The following is a 21,482-nucleotide window of genomic DNA, read 5'->3' on the forward strand; positions in this document are numbered from 1 at the left end:
CCCGGCCCCGCCGGTCATCCCGCGCTCCCCGGGCTGGCGTGCCACAGCTTGCGTCCGGTTCCGGCGCCTTCGCCCGCCGGGCGGAGATCGGCCCAGGGGTGCAGCTCGTAGCCGGTCTCCAGCCGGATGGTGCGGCCGGCGGCGGCCGGTTCCGCGTCCGGCCGTGGTTCCGTGTTCGACGGTGGCTCCGTGTTCGACCGTGGCTCCGCGGCCGCCCAGGTCGCCTCGGCGGCTGCCGAGCCCGCACGGCCCGGCTCGCTGTGCACCCGGCGCGGCACCGCGCCGCCGTCCCCCGCCCCACCGTCCATCGCCCCAGCGTCCCCCGATCCGGCCGGGGCCACCGCCCGGCCCCCTTCCGCGAGGCGTGCGGTGACCGCCTCCAGGCCTCCCTCGCGGCGCAGTTCGGCCAGCTCGGCCAGGTTCCAGGCGGCGGCGCCGACCACGCTGAAGCTGCGCGGCCCGCGCCGCTGGACCGTACCGCGCACGAGCAGCAGCCAGGAGTGGAAGACGGTGTGCGCGCACGCCTCGTGGGAATCGTCGAAGAAGGCGCAGTCGACCAGGCCCGTGCTGTCGTCGAGGGTGGTGAAGATGACCCGGCGGCCGGAGCGGATCGGCGGGGTCTGGGTGGCCGCCTTGGCCCCGGCGACCAGCACCGTCTCCCCGTTCCCGGCGTCCCGCAGCCGCTTGGCCGGCAGCGCTCCCAGCTCCGCGAGGAACTCCCGGTGGTCGCTCATCAGGTGCCGGGTGGTGTCCATGCCGAGGACACCCAGCTCGGCGCTGAGCCGTTCGACGTCGCTCAGGTCGGGCAGCCCGGCCGGTTCGACCTCCTCGACGGGCGCGCCCGCGCCGTCCCCGGCGTCCAGGGGCAGCTGCCCCTCGTACACGCCCCGCTGCCGGCCGTGCAGTTCGGCCAGGTGCAGCAGCAGGTCGCGCCGGTTGGCGCCGAAGGTGTCCAGCGCGCCCACGCGGGCGAGGCGTTCGGCCACCGGGCGGCTGGGGCGGGCCCGCTGCCACAGGTCGGGGAGCGAGGAGTAGGGCTGCCCGTCCTCGATGCGCCGCGCCTCGGCCTCGCTCATGCCGTGCACGTCGGCCAGGGCGAGCCGCAGCCCCCAGACCGCCGGACCGTTTCCGCCCCCCGGACCGACCCCGGGCCCGGCACCCGACCCGACACCCGACCCGACATCAGACACCAGGACATCAGACACCAGTTCGATTCGATGGGTGACCGCCGACCGGTTGACGTCCAACGGCAGCACCGGCACCCCGCGCCGCCGCGCGTCCGCCAGCAGCAGCCGCTTCGGGTACATCCCCGGGTCGTGGGTGAGCAGCCCGGCGTAGAAGGCCGCCGGGTGGTGCGCCTTGAGCCAGGCGGACTGGTACGTCGGCACCGCGAAGGCGACCGCGTGCGCCTTGCAGAAGCCGTACGAGCCGAACGCCTCGACGATCTCCCAGGTACGTTCGATCACCTCGGGGGTGTACCCCCGTCGGCCGGTCCGCTCCGTGAACCAGGCCCGCACCTGCCCCTGGACCTCCGGATTCGACAGCGCGCGCCGCTTCTCGTCCGCCTCGCCCCGGTCGCAGCCGGTCATGATCCGCAGGATTTCGATGATCTGCTCGTGGAAGACGACCACGCCGTAGGTCTCGCGCAGCGGCTCCTCCAGGTCCGGGTGCGGGTAGCGGGCGGGTACGCGGCCGTGCCGGGCCTCGATGAAGGGCCGCACCATGTCGGCCGAGACCGGCCCGGGGCGGAACAGCGAGATGTCGACCACCAGGTCGTGGAAGGTGGCGGGCAGCAGCCGGCCGACCAGGTCGCGCTGGCCCGGCGACTCGATCTGGAAGCAGCCGAGCGTCTCGGTGGAGCGGATCAGGCCGTAGGTGGCGGGGTCGCCGGGCGGCACCTGCGCCGGGTCGTCGAGGTCGACGGCGCGGCCGGTGGCCCGCCCGATCTCGGCGGTCGCGTGCGCCATCGCGGACTGCATCCGTACGCCCAGCACGTCCAGCTTGAGCAGCCCCATCTCCTCCACGTCCACCTTGTCGAACTGCGACATCGGCAGCGGGGAGCCGCCTTCGCCGTCGCGGTGGGGGATCTCGCTGCGGGTCGGTACGACGGGGGTGCGGTCCAGCAGCGAGGCGTCCGAGAGCAGCACCCCGCACGGGTGCATGGCGATGCCGCGCGGCAGTGCGTCCAGCGCCTCGACCAGGTCCCACATCGGCCCGTACCGGTCCGCGTCCACGCCGCGCAGCTCCGGCAGCTCGGCGAGGGCCGCGCGGGCGTCGCGCGCCCGGATGTGCGGGAAGGACTTGGCCAGCCGGTCCACCTCGGCCGGGTCCATGCCCAGGGCGGCGCCCACGTCCCGTACGGCGTGCCGGACGCGGTAGGTCTCGGGCATGGCGACGGTGGCGACCCGTTCGGTGCCGAAGCGGTCGAAGATCGCGCGGTAGACCTCCAGGCGGCGCGCGGACTCCACGTCGATGTCGATGTCGGGCAGCACCGCGCGGCGCTTGGACAGGAAGCGCTCCATCAGCAGCCGCTGTTCGACCGGGTCGGCGTGGGCGATGCCCAGCAGGTGGTTGACCAGCGAGCCCGCGCCGGAGCCGCGTGCGGTGACCCGGATGCCCAGGTCCCGGGTGTCCTCGACGACCTGGGCGACGGTCAGGAAGTACGACGCGAAGCCGTGGTGTTCGATGATGTCCAGTTCGTGGTCCATCCGCTCCCAGTACGTGCGGCGGCGGTCGTAGCCGCGCAGCACCATCCCGGCGGCGCAGCGCGAGCGCAGCACCCGTCCGGCCGTACGGCGCGCGGCGCCCACCAGGCGGGGTTCGGGGAAGTGCACGGTGCCCAGCCCGATGTCGTCCTCCGGGTCGACCCGGCACCGCGCGGCCGTCTCCTCGGTCATCTCCAGCAGCCGCTGTGCGGTGCCGCGGCCGAGCCCGGCCGCCTCGGCGACCCGCTCGGCGGCGCGGGCCATCGCGTTCGCGTCCTTGAGCCACCGTTCGCCGCTGTCCCGGGCCTCCGGGCGGTGCCGGTCCACCGGGACCAGGCGGCGGGCGGAGTCCAGGACGTCGGCGACCGGGCCCTGGCCGGGGTCGGCGTAGCGGACGGCGTTGGTCAGTACGGCGCGGACGCCGTGTTCGACGGCGAAGCCGAGGGTGCGGGCGGCGAGGCGCAGCGAGCCGGGTCCGGTGCCGGTGCGGCCGTGGTCGACGACCTCCAGGCGCAGCGCGTCACCGAACAGTTCGCGCCAGGGGGCGAGGAGCCGGGCGGCGCGGTCGGGGCGCCCGGCGGCCAGCGCGCGGCCGGTCTCGGAGTCCGGGCCGAGCAGGACGGTGACCGCGTCGGGCGCCCCGGCGCGCACCGCTTGCGTGAGGGCGTCCCAGGTCAGCACGGGCCGGGTGGAGTCCCCCGGCAGGGTGGCCGCGTGCGCGGCCGAGACCAGGCGGCAGAGCATGGCCCAGCCGGCCGCGCCGTCCCGGGCAAGGAAGACGGCGCGGGCCGCCGACTCGTCGATGAAGGCGCCGCCGCGCACCGGGCCGCGCCGCCGGGCCGTACCGGGGGCCGGTGCCGGATGATCGCCCACGGGCGGGGCCACCGCCAGTTCGGTGCCGAACAGCGGGCGGACGCCGGCCGAGGCCGCGGCCTTGGCGAAGCGGACGGCTCCGGCGAGGCCGTCCCGGTCGGTCAGCGCGAGGGCGTCCATGCCGCGTTCGGCGGCGCGCTCGGCGAGCCGCTCCGGGTGGGCGGCGCCGTACCGCAGGGAGAAGCCCGAGGCGGTGTGCAGATGCGTGAACCGTGGCATCCGCGCCTCCTGCCGCTCGTACACCCCCTGACCGTTGCTGCGTCCCCCGTCGCGGTTCCACCATAACTCTTTTCTCGAACAACCGTACGAAATTCGAACAGCGCCTGCCGCCGTCCACCCCGAACGCCCCTCCATCCCCCACCCCTCCGCCCCGATCAGCCCGCCCGGCCTGCGAAGGCCCGCGATGGACCGGAAGATATGGGGCAAAAGGTATGAGAACGAAAGATCTACTCGGCACGACAGGGCGAGGGAGTGGCACATGGCCACGGCGGACGACGGCACCCGCGGAACCCGGGACGAGGACACCCGGGACACCAGCTTCCTCGGGGAGGTGAAGGACGCGATCTCGGCGCGGGCCGCCCTGCTGATGATCGGCGTACTGGCCCTGACGGCCCTGTTCATCGCGTCGTACGCGGGCGCCTTCCACTCCCCCAAGCCGAAGGACATCCCGCTCGCGGTCGTCGCGCCCCAGCAGATGGGCGGACAGCTCGTCGAACGGCTCGACAAGCTGCCGGGTTCCCCCCTCGACCCGCGCGCGGCCTCCTCCGAGGCGGACGCGGCACGGCAGATCGAGGAGCGGGACATCGACGGCGCGCTGATCGTCGACCCGCGCGGCACCACCGACAAGCTGCTGGTGGCCAGTGGCTCCGGCGCCTCGCTCTCCCAGGCCGTCGAACAGGTCGTCACGCAGGCCGAGAAGGCGCAGAAACGCACCGTACAGGTCCAGGACATCGCCCCCGCCGACAAGGACGACACCCGCGGCCTGTCCTCGTTCTACCTGGTGGTCGGCTGGTGCGTGGGCGGCTACCTGTGTGCCGCGATCCTCGCGATCAGCTTCGGCGCCCGTCCCACCAACCTCAAGCGGGCGGTCGTCCGGCTGGGCGCGCTCGCCGTCTACTCGATCCTCACCGGCCTGGCCGGCGCGGTCGTCATCGGCCCCATCCTGGGGGCCATGCCCGGCAGCCTGTTCGGGCTGTGGGGCCTGGGCGCGCTGATCGTGTTCGCGGTGGGCGCCACCACCTTCGCCTTCCAGGCCATCGCCGGGATCATCGGCATCGGCCTGACCATCCTCGTGGTGGTGATCGCCGGCAACCCCAGCGCGGGCGGCGCCTACCCCTACCCCCTGCTGCCGGGCTTCTGGCGCGCGATCGGCCCCGCGCTGCCGCCGGGCGCGGGCACCTGGGTGGCCCGCTCCATCGCGTACTTCCACGGCAACGCGGTGACCGGCCCGCTGCTGGTGCTGTCCGCCTGGGCCGTCGCGGGCACCGCGCTGACGCTGGTCTTCTCCGCCCTCACCAAGGGCCGCACGGCGATCAACCGCAGCGAGGTACGGCAGTGACGGCGGTACGGCCGCGACAGTGACAGCGGTACGGCTGCGGCAGTGACAGCGGCGGCCCCCGGCACCGCCCGTGCCGGGAGCCGCCGGTGCTCCCCTCACATGTGCGTACCGCCGTCGATGCGTATCTCCGTACCGGTGACGAACGCGCCGTCCTCGGAGGCGAGCATCGCGATGACGCCCGCGACCGTCTCCGGTGGCGCGAAGCCCTCGCCGATGGCCGGCATCAGCTTCCCGAACAGGCTCATGTCGGCGTCCGCGGGCAGGCCCGGGTCGTCGGTCATGCCGGACCGCACGGACCCCGGCGCCACACACACCGCGCGCAGCCCCTGCTTGGCGTACTCGCTCGCGATGGCGTGCGTCATGGACTGGATGCCGCCCTTGCTGGCCGCGTACGCCGCCATGTAGGGGTGCGCGAACGCGGCGGAGGTGGAGCTGAAGTTGACCACCACCGGCGCCCGGCCGCGCAGCAGCGCGGGCAGCGCCTCGCGGATCATCAGGAAGGTGCCGGTCAGGTTGACCGCGATGATCCGGTTGAAGGCGTCCAGGCTGGTCTCGTGGGTGTGCGAGGCGCGCAGGATGCCCGCGGCGTTGACCAGGACGTCCAGTCCGCCGAGCGCCTCGACGGCGGCGGTGACGCCCGCGCGCGCCGCGGCCTCGTCCGCGATGTCCAGGACCGCGGTGCTCAGCCGGTCGCCGCGGCCGTCCGCCGCGGCCCGCTCCGCGGTGGCCTTCAGTCCCGCTTCGCTGATGTCCGCGGCCACCACCCGGCCGCCCTCGGCCAGCACGCGGTGGACGGTGGCCTGCCCGATGCCCGACCCGGCCCCGGTGATCAGGACGCGGCGTCCGTCGAAGCGCTCCATGTGGCTCTCTCCTGCCCTCGGTGTCCGCGTTCCGCCGCGGACGACACCGGCACCGTACGCCCAAGTGGCACGTTGTGCCACATCCGCGCGTCGTGCCACTTGGCCGTACGGGCGACGTAAGCTCACTTTCATGCCCACCGCACCGCGCTCCACCGCACCGGCCCCCGCGCCCCCGGCGCCCGCCGCGCCCTCCCTGACCGAGCGGCGCAAGGCAGAGACCCGGCTGGAGATCGCCCGCGCCGCGGCGGCCCTGTTCGCCGAGCGCGGCTCCGCCGTCACCGCCGACGACATCGCCCGCGCCGCCGGCGTCGCCCTGCGCACCTTCTACCGCTACTTCCGCACCAAGGAGGAGGCCGTCGCGCCGCTGCTCGCCGTCGGTGTACGGCAGTGGCTCGCGGACCTGCGCCGACTGGCTGCGGAGGGGGACGGCCTGCCCGTACGGGACGTGCTGGAGCGGGCGGCACGGCAGGCGCTGACGCCGTCCGACGAGCGGGCCGCCGAGGCGCTGCGCTGGACGCGCGGGCTGCTGCGGGCGATGCGGGACGACCCGGCACTGCGCTCGGTCTGGCACCACGTGCACCACGACTCCGAGGAGGCGCTGATCCCCGTCCTCGCCGGGATGACGGACGGCGGCACGGCGGAGGTACGGCTCGCGGCGGCGGCCGCGAACACGGCGATGCGGGTCGCGGTGGAGACCTGGGCGGCGGACGACGCGCCGGAAGAGCGCGCGGACGACCCGGCCGAGCTGGTGGTACGGGGAATGCGCGCGCTGACGGCCGGCCTGTCCGGACTGGACCGGCGCCGGACGACGACACCACCACCCGTCTGACCGGCACCGGACGACGACGGCACCACCACCCGCCTGACCGCACCGCCCTCCTGACCGGCGCCGGACATGACACCGCCGGGCCCCGCGAAGGGCCCGGCGGCAGTTCGTACGGGGCGGATTTCACCGGCCGCCCCGGCGGAGCACTTACAGCGCGCGCTCCAGGCGCTCCGCCACCAGCTTGGTGAAGCGCGCCGGGTCGCTCAGTTCGCCGCCTTCGGCGAGCAGCGCCATGCCGTGCAGCAGTTCGGCCGTCCCGGCGAGGTCCGCGTCGTCGGGGCGCTCGGCCTGCGCCTTGCGCAGCCCTTCGACCAGCGGGTGGCCGGGGTTGAGCTCCAGGATGCGCTTGGCCTCGGGCAGTTCCTGGCCCATGGCGCGGTACATGTTCCGCAGCGCCGGGGTCACGTCGTCGGTGTCCGAGACGACGCAGGCCGGGGAGACGGTCAGCCGGGAGGACAGCCGTACCTCCTTGACCTCCTCGCCGAGCCGCTCCGTCATCCAGGACAGCAGCCCCGCGAAGTCCTCCTGGCGCTTCTCCCGCTCGGCCTTGTCCTCCTCGGACTCCTCCTTGGCGAGGTCCGCCTCGCCCTTGGCGATCGAGCGCAGCGGCTTGCCGTCGAACTCGGGGACGGTCTCGACCCACACCTCGTCGACCGGGTCGGTCAGCAGCAGCACCTCGTAGCCCTTGTCCCGGAAGGCCTCCATGTGCGGCGAGTTCTCGATGGCGGTACGGGACTCGCCGGTCATGAAGTAGATGTGCTCCTGGCCCTCCTTCATGCGCTCGGCGTACTGCTGGAGGGTGGCCTGCTCCTCCGGGTCGCGGGTGGTGGCGAACGAGGCGATGCGCAGGATGGCGTCGCGGTTCTCGTGGTCGCTGAGCAGGCCCTCCTTGACGACCTTGCCGAACTCGCCCCAGAACGTGGCGTAGTTCTCCGGGCGCTGCGCCATCATCTCCTTGACGGTGGACAGCACCTTCTTCACCAGCCGGCGGTGCATGAGCTGGATCTGGCGGTCCTGCTGGAGGATCTCGCGGGAGACGTTGAGCGAGAGGTCCTGGGCGTCGACGACGCCCTTGACGAAGCGCAGGTACTCGGGCAGCAGCGCTTCGCAGTGGTCCATGATGAAGACGCGCTTGACGTAGAGCTGCACACCGCGCCGGTGCTCGCGCGCGAACAGGTCCTGGGGCGCGCGGGAGGGCAGGAAGAGGAGCGCCTGGTACTCGAACGTGCCCTCCGCCTGCATACGGAGGGTTTCGAGCGGGTCGGACCAGTCGTGGCTGATGTGCTTGTACAGCTCGTGGTACTCGTCGTCGCTCACCTCGTCCCGGGAGCGCGCCCACAGCGCCTTCATCGAGTTGAGCGTCTCGGGCCCGGGGGTCTCGGCGTCCTCGGCGTCCCCCTCCTTCTCCTCGGCCGGGGCCTCGGGGGCCATCCGGACCGGCCAGGTGATGAAGTCGGAGTACCGCTTGACGATCTCCTTGATCTTCCAGCGGGACGTGTAGTCGAAGAGCTGGTCCTCGTCGTCCACCGGCTTGAGCCGCAGGGTGACCGCGGTGCCCTGCGGCGCGTCCTCGACCGGCTCGACGGTGTACGTGCCCTCGCCGGTCGACGACCAGCGGGTGCCCTCGCTCTGCCCCGCGCGGCGGGTGACCAGTGTGACCTCGTCGGCCACCATGAACGCGGCGTAGAAGCCGACGCCGAACTGTCCGATCAGCCCCTCCGCGGTGGCCGCGTCCTTGGCCTGCTTCAGCTCCTGGAGGAACGTGGCGGTGCCGGAGTTGGCGATCGTCCCGATGAGCTGGACCACCTCGTCGTGCGACATACCGATGCCGTTGTCGCGGATGGTCAGCGTCCGGGCCTCGCCGTCGGTCTCGATGGCGATGTGGAGGTCGGAGACATCGGCGTCGGGCGCCTCGTCGCGCAGCGCTTCGAGGCGCAGTTTGTCCAGTGCGTCGGAGGCGTTGGAGATCAGTTCGCGCAGAAAAACGTCCTTGTTCGAGTAGATCGAGTGGATCATCATCTGCAGGAGCTGTCGTGCTTCTACCTGGAACTCGAACGTCTCGGTCGGCATATTCGTCAATCCTTCTCGTGTCACCAGGTGACGGGGGGTCCCGAGAACTCTAAATCAGCCGGTCGGGCCGCAGGCGCGCTTCCCCGGCACGGCCGCACGGAAGCCCGCGCGCGCGGCGGACCACAGCCCCCTCGACCTCCACCGCACCCCTCGCGCACGGCGGGTCGGCGTCCCCCTCGGCCTCCGCGATGCCCCTCGCACATGCGGCCGACAGCCGCACTTCGGCCATTAGCGGCGAACCCGCACGAGCCCCCTGCACCCCCACGAAGCACAGGAGTTGGCCGCTTTTCGCCGCGCGCCCGGCCCGGCCGGATCCCCGCGCCCCGGAGGTCCCCGCTGACCGCACGGCATAGCACACATCACGTAGCGAAACGCCCGTCGCACAACTTCACGCCACCACGCAGTGTTTTCAACCAACGACTGGAAGTCACCGATCGATGTGCTTTCCTGATGCGCCTCGGCCAGACTCCTCGGTGTCCGGCATTCGAGACAACAACCAAAGGAGTGTTCGAAAATGCGGTACATCACTGGGGGGATCGCGCTCGGCGCGGCGCTCGCGCTCGGCGGCCTGGCCACCACGGCCGAGGCACAGCCCGCGACGCCGAAGAGCCTGTACGCCCCCTCGGAGTTGGTCCTCACCGTCGGGTACGGGGACACCGCCGCCACGGCCTCCATCCAGCGCGCGGTATCGCTGAGCTGTAGCTCGTCCGGGACCGGTTCGCACCCCATGGCACGTGCCGCCTGCGCCCAGCTGCGGACCGCGAACGGCGACTTCGACACGATCACCAAGTCCGCCACGGACCGTATGTGCACCAAGGAATGGAACCCCGTCACGGTCACCGCGAACGGTGTCTGGCAGGGCCGCCGCGTCGCCTACGAGCACACCTTCGCCAACCCCTGCGCGATGGAGGGCGGCAAGGGCCTGGTCTTCGAATTCTGACCGGGCGATGACCCGCTGAGCGGTACGGCCGCCGGCACCTCGCGGCCGCACCACCGGCCGGCCCCCGGGCATCCGCAGGGATGCCCGGGGGCCGCCGTATTGCTCCTACCGCTGTACGCGACAGCTCGTCACACCCGAACGCCCCGCCACTTCACGGGCTTGGCCAGGGACGAATTGAGCGAGGAGCAGTAGGCGTACGACGTGGTTCCCGAAGCCGCGACCGCGCCTCGCGCAGTCCGGCCGTTCTTGCACTTGGCCTTTGCGTAGAACGCGCTTCCGGTGCACTTGACACCTGCCGTGTTGTCGTCATGCCAGGCCAGTTGACACCGAAATGCCGTTGCACCGGCCGGAGTTGCGGATGCGCTCTCCGCCGTGGCCACGAGTCCCGACCCGGCCAGGAGTGCGGCCGCCAACGTGCTGGCGAATATCCGTTTCACGATAGCTTCTCTCCCCGTGGAGGATCCGTTGCTCCATCGAGGATTCATGGTGGTGGCGCACCGGAAGCAAGGCAATGGAATAAGTCCCGGTTTGGACAATTTTGCATTGTCCCGCCTGGTTGTCGCATTGTCCGAGAGTTGTTCGACCGGCCCGCCCGCCGTTCGCACCGTGCTGCCGCCCCGCCCCCTCCACGGGGCGGCAGCACGGAAGCCCTCGCACCGCTCACCGGAACAGCACGGCGTGCGGCTCTCCGGCATCCGCCGGATTCATTTCGACCACGGGGCTGATGCATCATTAGAGCCAGCCGCAACGGGCTTGGCAAATCCGCTCCGGCCCTCGAACGGGAAAAGCCGGGAGGGTATTTGGACGGCGGCTCCCGACTTCCTGAAGTCGTCGCGACCCACACCGGCGAAACAGCCTCATACCGGACATTTGTCGGCCGTTTCCCCAAAAAGTGGCACGCCTGAGAGGTGCCTCACACTTCCTTCGAATGAGCGGGTCACATGACGTTCTCGTCAACATTTCAACGGCGGACGCTCGGCAGTGAAAACGATTCCCTGGATTCCCGGGTTCACTGACGGAGCCGCCCCGGCCCTCCCCTCTCCACGCCCACCTCCGCATCCGCGCCCCCTCCACCTCCGCCCGGCCACCGCTCACCGCCCATCGGCCACCGCCCACCCGTCCGGCGCTATTTACACAGACTCCTTTCCTATTCCTTTTCGCCGGCGGTCCGCCCGGAAACGGCAAACGGCCCCCGGCGGCAATTGCGTCCGGGGGCCGTTCCACTACGGAAGGACCGTACTCAGGGCATCGGCGTCACGCGCCGGCCGGTCTCAGCCGATCTCCGCGCCGACCGCCTTCAGGGCCGCCGGGACCGGCTGGAAGAAGGTTTCGCCGCCCGAGGAGCAGTCGCCGCTGCCGCCCGAGGTCAGACCCAGCGCCGAATCGCCGTCGTACAGCGCGCCACCGCTGTCGCCGGGCTCGGCGCACACGTCGGTCTGGATCAGTCCTTCGACCGAGCCCTCCTGGTAGTTGACGCTCGCGTTGAGCGCCTTGACCGTGCCGTCGTGCACCTGGGTGGTGCTGCCGCTGCGCGTGACCTTCTGGCCGACGGTCGCCTCGGCGGCCTTGGTGATCTTCTGCGGGCTGCCGCCGTAGGTGTTCACCTCGCTCGGGTGCGCGGTGTCACCGGTGTACTTGGCGATGGAGTAGTCGCTGCCCGGGAACTTGGAGTCCTCGGTGGTGGCGATCTCCTGGCCGCCCTGCTTGTCCGACCACGACTTCACGGCGTTGCCGCAGTGGCCGGCGGTCAGGAAGTACGGCTTGCCGCCCTTGACGACGTTGAAGCCGAGCGAGCAGCGCGAGCTGCTCCCCCAGATCGCGTCGCCGCCCGCGATGAACGGGGTGAACTCGCTCTTGCTGTGCCGCAGCGTGACCTTGCTGCCGAGGCTCTTGACGACCTTGTTCAGTTTGTCGAGCTTGGCGCCCGCGACCGTGCGGTCGGCGGTGACGACGACCTTGTTGGACCGCGGGTCCATCGCCCAGGCCGTACCGGGGATGGTGGCCTGCTCCTTGAGCGTCTGCCGCGCCGCGTCGAGCTGGGCGAGGCTGTGCGGGACGATTCTGGCCTCGGCGCCCTTCGCCCGTACGGCGTCGGCCGCCGCCCGGTCGACGACGTTGACCACCAGCTTCTTGGTCCCCGCGTCGTAGTACGAACCGGCCGCGTGCCCGCTGAGCTGGGACGCGAGCGCGGTGGCCGCGGCGGGCGTGAGCTGCTTGGCGGCCGGGCCGTCCGCCGCGTTGGCGTTGGCCAGGGTGAGCGTCGCGGTGGCCGCGATGGCCAGCGCGCCCGCGCCGGCCAGGACTGCACGCCGCTGGGTATTCCGTCGGTGCTTCAACTCAAAGCCTCCCGTGGGGGGATGGGCCGCGGTGTGTGGGGGGCCGCGTACCCGGAGGGTGTTGAGGAACAGACACGGAACGGGAGATGCCTGCGCAGCTTGCCGCAGGAAGTCGCGTCCATGCCAATGCGCGGTGTCGAGTATTCCGATTAACGGTGCTCGCGCACAAGACCGAGATCCGGTCTGGAGAACGGGCCGCGTCCGAGCGGCCGTTCATCTCGCGTTCCGATATCCGCGCACGTCGTTCCCCTGTGCGGACACCAAACGAACACGTTGGAGTGGCCGGGAACGGGCCTCAGGCGCGGTCTATACCTGTCTGAAAATCGATGTTCCAGGCCGGACTTCGCCCACCGGGGCCGGTACGGCAACAGGAAGATTCAGCCCATCGAGGGACTTCCTTCGCACATCAGGACGGGATTTCCGCCTCCGCGAGCCGCCGCTCCCGTGTCAGGGGAGCTGCTCCGCCTCCGGCAACTCCTCCAGCCCGGCCGCCGCTCCGGCACCCGGCGCGGTTCCGGACAGCGGTACGGATTCCGGCGCGGCCTCCGGTATGGGGGCCGACGCGGAGGCCGGTGCAGATGCCGGTGCGGCCGGCGGTACGGATGCCGGTGCGGCCGCCGGTGCGGCGGCGGTCGCCTGCCGCTCGTACGCCTCCGTCTGGGCCTGCGCCTGGAGGCCGGAGCGTTCCAGGAAGCGCAGCAGCTCCACCGGGAACGGCAGCACGAGCGTCGAGTTCTTCTCGGCGGCGACCGCCACCACCGTCTGCAACAAACGCAGTTGCAGGGCGGCGGGCTGGTCGGACATCGCCTGGGCCGCCTCGGCCAGCTTCTTGGACGCCTGGAGTTCGGCGTCGGCGTTGATGACCCGGGCCCGGCGGTCGCGGGTGGCCTCCGCCTGGCGCGCCATCGACCGCTTCATGGTCTCCGGCAGCGACACGTCCTTGATCTCCACCCGGTCGATCTGCACGCCCCAGCCCAGCGCCGGGCTGTCGATCATCACTTCCAGCCCCTGGTTGAGCTTCTCCCGGTTGGAGAGCAGGTCGTCGAGGTCGCTCTTGCCGATGATGGAGCGCAGCGAGGTCTGGGCGACCTGGGAGACCGCGAAGCGGTAGTCCTCGACCTTGACCACCGCGTCGGCGGCGTCCACGACCTTGAAGTAGACCACCGCGTCCACCCGGACCGTCACGTTGTCGTGGGTGATGCCCTCCTGTGCAGGCACCGGCATCGTGACGATCTGCAGGTTGACCTTGCGCATCCGGTCGACCCCCGGGACGATCATGGTGAATCCCGGCTCGCGCGCGGTCGGCATCAGCTTGCCCAGCCGCAGGACGACGCCCCGTTCGTACTGCTTGACCACCCGCGCCGCCGCCATCACGTACACCGCGCCCGCCGCGGCCAGCGCGACCCCGGCCGTCACCAGTTCCTCGACCATCACGGCCCCCTGCCGAATGCGCCCGTGTCCGAGTTCGTGCGTCCTCACCACGGTATGGCCGGTCCCCGCAACGGTCGAGAGTGCGCGTCGGCCTTGCCCGCGCCCAACGGGCGAGCCCTCGCCCGCCGTTGCGGACGAGGGCTCCGGTGCTGCCGGCTGCGTGGGGGGCTGGGTGTGGGGCCGTCCGGGCGCGGTACGCCGAAAGCGGGCGGCCCCCGGGTATCAGTAGATGCTGACCCCGTACGCGCTGATCGCTTCGGTGACCGGCTGGAAGTACGTGGTGCCGCCGGAGGAGCAGTTGCCGCTGCCGCCGGAGGTCAGGCCGAGCGCCGTGCTCCCGGCGTACAGGGGGCCGCCGCTGTCGCCGGGCTCGGCGCACACGGTGGTCTTGATCATGCCGTAGACGACGTCGCCGTTGCCGTAGTTGACGGTGGCGTTCAGACCGGTGACCTTGCCGCTGTGGGTGCCGGTGGTGGAGCCGCGGCGGGTGACGGTCTGGCCGACGGTCGCGTTGCCGGCCTTGCTGATGTCCTGACCGCCGACCGTACCCTCGTGCGACACGCTGTTGTTGTCGTACCGGACCAGGCCGTAGTCGTTGACGGGGAAGCTGGAGCCGGCGGTCGGGCCGATGCTGGTGCTGTGCGAGGAGTTGGTGTACCAGGGCGGGTTGCCGTCGGTGCAGTGGCCCGCCGTCAGGAAGTAGTACGCGCTGCCCTTCTTCACGTTGAAGCCGAGGGAGCAGCGCCAGCTGGTCGCGTAGATGGCGTCGCCGCCGGAGATCAGCTTGCGCAGCACGCCGGGGGTGCGCTCCACCTTCAGGGCACCGGCGTTGGCGCCCGCGGTCTGCTTGATCCTGTCGAGCTGTGCCGGGGTCACCCGGCTGTCGGCCTGGACGACCACCTTGCCGGTCGCGGGGTCGACGGCCCAGGCGGTGCCCGCGACGTCCGCGGACCGCACGGCGTCGCTCACGGCGGCGAGCTGGGACGCGCTGAACGTGGTGGGCGGGGCGGGTTCGCCCGCGTGGGCGGTCGGCAGGGCCATGGCGCCGATCGCGGCCAGCCCGGACGCGACGGCGATCAGCCGCCCGCGTCTAGCGATGCCGCTCCGGGGGGTAGTGCGCTCGTACCTCACTGCTACCTCCGAGGGGATCGTGGGACCCGCCTGTGGGCAGGTCCGTGCGACGCCGCCCGGCGGGCACGCGGGACTCCGCACGTCCCGTCAGCGCGTGCCCCGGACAGCGCTGCTTCGGGAGTTTCGAGGGCCTGGCCCGCCCGCGCAAGGGTGCCTTTCGGACGGCCGGTCGGCCCCCGTACCCACGCACGCCCCGGCAGCACCAACAGGCGCTGCCGGGGCGGCTGTTGACCCCCTCGGTCGGTGCTGTGACGGTTCAGCGCGCGATGCGGTTCCGCTCTCCTGCGCGGAGCGCGAAGGGCAGCGTGTTGCCGGGCGGCGGGAAGGGGCAGATGAAGTGGTCGGCGAAGGCGCAGGGCGGCAGCAGGGTGCGGTTGAGGTCCACCGGCACGGTGCCGTCGTCCTTGGGGGCGGGCGTCCGCAGGAACCGGAAGCGGTAGCTGTCCGTGCCGCTGGTGGCGTCGGCGAGGACGGCCCACAGCGTGCCGTCGGCCTCGACGGCGGCCTGGAGGGTGTGTTCGTCGCCGTCCAGGGTGAAGGCCAGTTCACCGGCGAGTCCGAGGCCGCGCTGCCGGCCGTCGGCGTTGTGCACCTGGACCGTGCGCCCCGCGCCGTACGGCCGGAACAGTCCGGGCCGCAGCCAGCGCTCGTCGTAGGGGAAGACGTCGATGCCGCCGAAGGTGCGCCGCGCCTCGGAGCCGGGGTCGAAGACCCGTACGGCCCAGAGTCCCTCGCGGCGCAGCACCGGCAGCCGCCGGCCGTCGTGCGCCACCCGGGCCGTCGCGGGGGCGCTGTCCGCGCCGAGCCGTACGGTGCCGTCCAGCGGGGCGCCGTCGACGGTCAGCCCGTCGTCGGCGGCCGCGCGCAGGAGCACCGCGTCGCCGTCCGCCTTCCAGTGGCCCGGTACGCCGTCCGGGTGGCCGTCGGGGAAGTCCGCGAGCCAGTGTGTGGCGGTCAGCGCGAGCGGGCCGTACGGCAGGGCGATCTCGGCGGCGCGCTGCTCGTGCCAGGTCTGCCACTGCTGCTCGGCCGGTGTGCCGGTGCGGGTGGTGATGCTCATGGCGGTCAGTCCTTCCCTACAGGACGTACCGGTTCCGGCAGCCCCAAGTGAGAGCGCAGTGTCGTGCCCTCGTATTCCGTCCGCAGGACGCCGCGCTCCTGGAGCAGCGGCACCACCCGGTCCACGAAGTCGTCCAGGCCGCCGGGGGTCAGATGCGGTACGAGGATGAAGCCGTCGGCGGCGCGGGCGGCCACGTGGGCGGTCATCTCCTCGGCGACGGCGGCGGGCGTGCCGACGAAGGACTGCCGCCCGGTCGTCTCGATCACGGTTTCCCGGATCGACAGGCCCTTGGCCTCGGACAGCGCCCGCCAGCGGTCGGCGACGGCCTTCGGGTCGGCGATCCGCACCCGGCCCTGGGCGAGGCCGGAGTCGGGTTCCGGGTCGATGTCCGGCAGCGGCCCGTCCGGGTCGTACGCGGACAGGTCCACGCCCCAGACCTGTTCCAGGGCCAGCAGCGCGTTCTGCGGTGAGACCTGCTGCCGGCGGATCGTGACGGCCCGTTCCTGGGCGTCGGCCGCGGTGTCGCCGAGGACGAAGGTGACCCCGGGCATGATCTTCAGGGAGTCGGCGGAGCGGCCGTGGGCGGCCAGCCGGCCCTTGACGTCGGCGTAGAACTCCTGGCCCGCGGTGAGCGTGCTGTGCCGGGTGAAGATCACGTCGGCGGTGGCGGCGGCGAAGTCGCGGCCCTGCGCCGAGTCGCCCGCCTGGATGATGACGGGGTGGCCCTGCGGGCTGCGCGGGAGGGTGAAGGCGCCCCGGACGCTGAAGTGCGGGCCCTGGTGGGCGACCGGCCGCGGCACGCCGCCCGCCGTCCAGGAGTCCCACAGTTCGCGGGCCGTGGCGACGAACTCGGCGGCGCGGGTGTAGCGGTCGGCGTGGTCGAGGTAGCCGCCGCGGCGGAAGTTCTCGCCGGTGAACGCGTCGGAGGTGGTGACCACGTTCCAGGCGGCGCGGCCCGCGCTGAGGTGGTCCAGGGTCGCCAGCCGCCGGGCGAGTTCGTAGGGCTCGTTGAAAGTGGCGCTGACGGTGGCGGCCAGGCCGAGGCGGTCGGTGACGGCCGCCAGCGCGTTCAGTACGGTGAGCGACTCCGGACGGCCCAGCACGTCGAGGTCGTGGATGCGGCCCTTGTGCTCGCGCAGCCGCAGCCCCTCGGCGAGGAAGAAGAAGTCGAAGCGGCCGCGCTCGGCGGTCCTGGCCAGGTGTTCGAAGGAGTCGAAGTCGATCTGTGAACCGGCCTCCCGGTCGGTCCAGACAGTGGTGTTGTTGACGCCGGGGAAGTGCGCCGCCAGGTGCATACGCCTGCTGTCCGGCGCGGTGGGCGGGGCGGGCTCGGCGGGCGAGGGTGCCGTACGGGGCGGTGCGCTGGACGTGGTCACGAGGAGACCTTCCGGGCCGGGGCGTAACGGTTGGCCGGGCGGGGCAGGCCGAGGTGCTCGCGCAGTGTCGCGCCCGGGTAGAAGCGGCGGAGCAGGCAGCGGTGCTGGAGTACCGGCACGGTGCCGTCGACGAGCAGGGCGAGGTCGCGGCCGGGGTCGGCGGGCCGCAGGTGGAAGCCGTCGCCCGCGCCGTCCGTGTGCCAGTCGCCGAGCAGGTCGGCGAGCCCGACGGCGTCGCCGGAGGAGTACAGCTCGACCGGCAGCGAGGCGAGCACCAGCAGCCGGTCCGGGTCGCGGCCCAGGGCGCGGGCGCGTTCGCGCAGGTCGGCGCGGGCGGCGGCGGCCGTGGCGGGGTCCTCCACCCGGACGAACGCGACGTCCGCGTGCGCCGCGGCCACCTCCCGCGCGGGCCGGGCCGTCGCGTCGACGGCGACGACCGGGCGGCCCTGCGGCGGCCTGGGCGTGATGGACGGCCCGCGTACGGAGAAGGACGCGCCGCGGAAGTCGACGTGGTGCAGCTTGTCGCGGTCGACGAACCGGCCGGTGGCGGTGTCGCGGATCTCCGCGTCGTCCTCCCAGCTGTCCCACAGCCGGGCGGCCACGTCGGCGACCTCGCCGGCCTCCCGCCACAGCGAGGCGGCGGGCGCGGCGTCCCGGCGGCCGAAGAGCCGGGCCTCGGCGCGGGACCTGGACACCTCCACGGTCCAGCCCGCCCGGCCGCGGCTGACCCAGTCCAGGGTGTTCACGGCGGTCGAGACGTGGAACGGCTCGGTGTGGGTGGTGGTGACGGCCGGCACCAGGCCGATGCGCGTGGTGCGCGGCGCGACCCGGGCCAGTACGGCGAGGGCGTCCGGCCCCGGCCGGGCGAAGGAGTCGCCGAGCGTGACGAAGTCCAGGGTGCCGCGCTCGGCGAGCCGGGCCAGCCGGACGTAGTGCTCCGGGTCGTAGGCCTCGGGGCCGCGGCGGGCTCTGCGGAACGGGCCGTCGAGCGCGAAGGCGAGGTGCAGGGGGCGCAGGGAGCAGGGGGGCAGGGTCATGTGACGGCCTTTCGTCGCTGTTCACGAAGTGGTGGCGGGCTGCCGCGGTCCTTCTCAGCGGGGCGGGCGCCGGGCCGGTTCCGGTGCGGCGTGCTCGCGCAGGAACCGCAGCAGGGCGCGCGCGGTGGCGTCGTTCTGCCGGAAGGCGGGCGCGTTGGTACGGGGCCGGGCGAAGGCGCCGGAGGCACGGGCGTCGGTGTGCGGGCCGAGCGCGAAGCGGCGCGGGTGCGGCCGTCCGGCGCGGTCCAGCACCCGGCCGTCGCGCGGGTCGACGGCGAGCAGGCCGCTGCCGGTCGAGGCGGCGCCGTCGTCGTGCAGGCGGCGCAGCAGGTCGTCCTTGGTCTCCGTGACGGTGGGCTGCGGGAGCCGTGCCTCGACCAGCGCGCGGGCCTCGACGCGTACGCCCGGCACGGTGTCGCTCGTGGCCAGGAACGCGCGGCGCTCCGGGTCCGCGGTGACGGTGGTGCCCGCGCCGAGGAAGCGCACCACACCGGCGCGGGACAGCGCGAGCAGCTGCCGCAGCCGTGGCCCCGGCGGCCCGGAGGCCAGGTAGCTGAAGAAGCCGTGCCACCACGGGCCGTGGTCCCCGAGCCGTACGAGCTGTCCGTACACCGACAGCAGGGCGAGGAAGACGGCCAGGTCGGGGCTGTGCGCGGGGTCGTGCCGCCGGGCCAGGTCGGCTTCGATGTAGCCGCGCAGGCCGCTCTGGAGCGAGTCGGCGCCGGGGTGGCGGACGCCCGCGAGCGGCCGGTCGAGGGCGTCCAGGTCGAGGCGGTCGGCGGGGTCGGGGACGGCGGCGGCGATCAGCGTCCGCAGTTCCGCGCTGAGCGGCCCGGCCGCCGCGTACTTCTCCTCGAAGGCGGCCCGGTCGGCACGGACCCGTTCCGGGTGCGCGGTGAACAGCCGGTGGTAGTGGGCGAAGCCCAGTTCCTTGTCGATGAGCGGCCAGGCGTCGCGCCGGAAGTCGAAGCCGCCGGGCCGGGCGAGCAGCTCGTCCACCTGGGCGGGTCCGAAGAAGCGCGGCAGCGGCGGCCGTTCGCCCTGCCAGGTGTAGCCGATCTTGGAGTGGTACGGGACGCCGCGCCGCGAACCGACGTACAGGGCCGGTTCCTTCCCCGACGGCCGGTAGACCGGTGCGCCGTCCGGCCCCGTCCCGTACGAGCCGCCGCGCCCCTCGGTGAGCAGCACCATCAGGTCGACGAAGGCCAGCCCGAAGCCGCGTACGAGCACCGGCTCGCCGGGGACCAGTCCGTCCAGGTCCGTGTCCGCGGTGAAGCCGGACGGCAGGTAGGACAGGTGGTGGCGGGCGGCGAAGGCGGCCAGGGCGCGCTGTTCCGGCGGCGGCTGGGCGTCGAGGTGGCCGAGGGTGAGAACGACGAGGTCGGCGGCGAGCGGCGTGGAGCTGCCCTCCAGCCACACCTGCTGCCGGCCGCGCTGCGGGCCGGTGATCCGCACGGCGCGGCGGCGGTGCTGGTGCACGGCGACGCCCGGCGGCAGCGCGGCCACGGCCTGCTCGTACACCCATTCCAGGTACGCGCTCTGCACCTGCCGTCCGGCGAACCCCTGCGGCCCTAACCCGCGAACGGCCTCCGCCAGTTCGCCGGGCACCGAGACCGTCCCCGCGCGCACCTGGGCGGCCCATTCGGCGAGGGTGGGGCCGGTCCGTACCGGCCCCAGCTGCTCGACGGACGCGTCGGTGAACATGGTGACGTCCTCGGCCGTCGAGTTCATCCACAGCAGCGGGGACTGGTCGCGGCGCCAGATCCGCCCGCCGCCCGGCGGGTAGGGGTCGACCAGGTGCAGGTCCAGCGGTGCGTCGCCGTACAGCTCGGGGGCGTTGGCGGCGATGCGCTCGACCAGTCCGGTGCCGCGGGGGCCCGCGCCGACGAGGACGACGGCGGGCCTCACCGGACACCGGGCCGGGTCCGGCGGGGCGAGAGAGGGAGAGGGTACGGGAACGGCGAGGCGTACGCCGCGTAGGTCGCAGACATGCGTGAAGGCTCCGTGGACGCAGTGATCCCACTGGGAAGTCGGACGTCTTCACACACGGGGCCCGGGGGCCGCCACCGGACCGCGCCCCTCAGCGCGGCCGATCCTTGAGGCTATGTGTCCGGCACGCCCTGCTGTCAAGGCTGTCCGTACTGTGAGCAGGGGATCGCGTCATGGTTGACGGGAAACCGGATGCCTGTTCCACTTAGGCCCATGGACTCACGGCAGTGGCTGGTCACCCGCGACCACATCGACTTCGGTCGTGTGTGGTCGTCGTCCTGTTGAGCTGACGCCCTGCCCCGCCCGCTGCCGTTCCGGCCGGGCCTCCCGCGGCACCTTCACCGTCCGCCGCGCCTTCACACACCCGCGCCCCGTCGGCGCACCCTCCCCTCGCAGCACCCGTGTCACCCCTGATCCGTCCGCCCGGCCCCCGGCAGCGCTCCGTGCCGACACCGTTCGGCGCCCGCGCTGCCGGGGCGCCGTCGTCACGCCCTGGTCAACACCGCGCCCCGGCCCTGCGTCCGGCCGGGTTCACCTGACCCCCCGTACGGGGCGGAACGGGACACCGTCCGCACGCGGGTCGTTCGTATTCCGTCCGGTTTGGATCTAAGAACGATCGGGTACCGGTCGGCCACTGGACGTTCCGACACTCGATGTGACAGCCTTCACACTGTCAGTTCCCGCGACTCTTCCCAGTTCTGACGCCATGCCACCCTCTTTGCACCAGATGTGTCACGAACCCCCCGTGCGGCGGCTATCCACTTGGCAGAGCATCCGCATCATGGACGACGATAGAGGTGCGGACACACAGACCGCGGGTGAGAGGAGGCGTCAATGGGATCGGTACGCAAGGCAAGCGCCTGGCTGGGCCTCGTCGACGACAACGATGACGAGCGCTACTACGACGACGACTACGCCGAGGGGTCCGAGCCCGGCAGCACCGGGAACAGCCCCTGGGTGACCGACCCGCGCGTCCAGGTCGCCGACGAGAGCGCCCAGGACCAGGGCACCCGCATCGCCACCGTCACTCCGGAGGGCTTCGGGGACGCCCGCGGCATCGGGGAGCTGTTCCGGGACGGCATTCCCGTCATCGTCAACCTGACCGCGATGGACTCCTCCGACGCCAAGCGGGTGGTGGACTTCGCGGCCGGACTGACCTTCGGGCTGCGCGGCTCGATCGAGCGGGTCGCCACGCGGGTCTTCCTGCTCACCCCGGTCGACTACCGGATTCTCAACGGTGAGCCCGCCCGGCGCCGCCCCGAGGGCGGCTTCTTCAACCAGAGCTGACAG

The 21,482-nt window shown here is 72.5% G+C and carries 14 protein-coding genes; 4 read left to right on the top strand and 10 right to left on the bottom strand.

All coding sequences use genetic code 11. The annotated features are described in order from the left end of the window. Positions 1-14 precede the first annotated feature (14 nt). The gene (locus A6A06_RS37655) at positions 15-3,797 is read right to left on the bottom strand and encodes a DNA polymerase III subunit alpha (RefSeq protein ID WP_073768128.1); all 3,783 of its coding nucleotides are present in this window, start codon (positions 3,795-3,797) and stop codon (positions 15-17) included. A gap of 259 nt (positions 3,798-4,056) precedes the next feature. Between A6A06_RS37655 and A6A06_RS37660 the strand changes: the two genes are divergently transcribed. Further along, the gene (locus A6A06_RS37660) at positions 4,057-5,136 is read left to right on the top strand and encodes an ABC transporter permease (protein ID WP_073768129.1); all 1,080 of its coding nucleotides are present in this window, start codon (positions 4,057-4,059) and stop codon (positions 5,134-5,136) included. Between the two features lie 95 nt (positions 5,137-5,231). On the opposite strand, the gene A6A06_RS37665 is transcribed toward A6A06_RS37660, so the two are convergent. Further along, positions 5,232-5,996, bottom strand: a complete 765-nt coding sequence (locus tag A6A06_RS37665; RefSeq protein ID WP_073768131.1) for an SDR family NAD(P)-dependent oxidoreductase — start codon at positions 5,994-5,996, stop codon at positions 5,232-5,234. 130 nt (positions 5,997-6,126) lie between these two features. Between A6A06_RS37665 and A6A06_RS37670 the strand changes: the two genes are divergently transcribed. Continuing rightward, a complete protein-coding gene (locus tag A6A06_RS37670; RefSeq protein WP_073768133.1) occupies positions 6,127-6,825 on the top strand; it encodes a TetR family transcriptional regulator in 699 nt (232 codons plus the stop codon). 144 nt (positions 6,826-6,969) lie between these two features. On the opposite strand, the gene htpG is transcribed toward A6A06_RS37670, so the two are convergent. Further along, a complete protein-coding gene (htpG, locus tag A6A06_RS37675; RefSeq protein WP_073768134.1) occupies positions 6,970-8,892 on the bottom strand; it encodes a molecular chaperone HtpG in 1,923 nt (640 codons plus the stop codon). A gap of 514 nt (positions 8,893-9,406) precedes the next feature. Here htpG and A6A06_RS37680 point away from each other — a divergent pair. Then, a complete protein-coding gene (locus A6A06_RS37680; protein ID WP_073768136.1) occupies positions 9,407-9,832 on the top strand; it encodes a subtilase-type protease inhibitor in 426 nt (141 codons plus the stop codon). A 1,271-nt stretch (positions 9,833-11,103) separates the two neighbouring features. Here A6A06_RS37680 and A6A06_RS37685 read toward each other — a convergent pair. The 7 genes from A6A06_RS37685 to A6A06_RS37715 form a co-directional block, all read right to left on the bottom strand. Beyond that, entirely contained in the window at positions 11,104-12,168 is a 1,065-nt protein-coding gene (locus tag A6A06_RS37685) for a S1 family peptidase (RefSeq protein ID WP_073768138.1), read from the bottom strand. A 447-nt stretch (positions 12,169-12,615) separates the two neighbouring features. Then, entirely contained in the window at positions 12,616-13,599 is a 984-nt protein-coding gene (locus A6A06_RS37690; protein WP_073768140.1) for a slipin family protein, read from the bottom strand. A 222-nt stretch (positions 13,600-13,821) separates the two neighbouring features. Continuing rightward, positions 13,822-14,730, bottom strand: a complete 909-nt coding sequence (locus tag A6A06_RS37695; RefSeq protein WP_073768142.1) for a S1 family peptidase — start codon at positions 14,728-14,730, stop codon at positions 13,822-13,824. Between the two features lie 256 nt (positions 14,731-14,986). Then, positions 14,987-15,790: a DUF1684 domain-containing protein gene (locus A6A06_RS37700; protein ID WP_073768144.1), complete on the bottom strand. Its 804-nt coding sequence runs from the start codon at positions 15,788-15,790 to the stop codon at positions 14,987-14,989. A gap of 5 nt (positions 15,791-15,795) precedes the next feature. Continuing rightward, the gene (locus A6A06_RS37705) at positions 15,796-17,085 is read right to left on the bottom strand and encodes an NtaA/DmoA family FMN-dependent monooxygenase (protein WP_073768412.1); all 1,290 of its coding nucleotides are present in this window, start codon (positions 17,083-17,085) and stop codon (positions 15,796-15,798) included. 77 nt (positions 17,086-17,162) lie between these two features. After that, entirely contained in the window at positions 17,163-18,203 is a 1,041-nt protein-coding gene (locus A6A06_RS37710) for an LLM class flavin-dependent oxidoreductase (protein WP_073768146.1), read from the bottom strand. 54 nt (positions 18,204-18,257) lie between these two features. Beyond that, positions 18,258-20,111 (bottom strand): FAD/NAD(P)-binding protein, encoded by a 1,854-nt coding sequence (locus A6A06_RS37715; protein ID WP_073768148.1) that lies wholly within the window; start codon positions 20,109-20,111, stop codon positions 18,258-18,260. 915 nt (positions 20,112-21,026) lie between these two features. Here A6A06_RS37715 and A6A06_RS37720 point away from each other — a divergent pair. Next, positions 21,027-21,479, top strand: coding sequence for a cell division protein SepF (locus tag A6A06_RS37720; RefSeq protein WP_073768150.1), 453 nt, complete (start codon positions 21,027-21,029; stop codon positions 21,477-21,479). Positions 21,480-21,482 lie beyond the last annotated feature (3 nt).

Source organism: Streptomyces sp. CB02923 (assembly GCF_001905005.1).
Classification (GTDB): domain Bacteria; phylum Actinomycetota; class Actinomycetes; order Streptomycetales; family Streptomycetaceae; genus Streptomyces.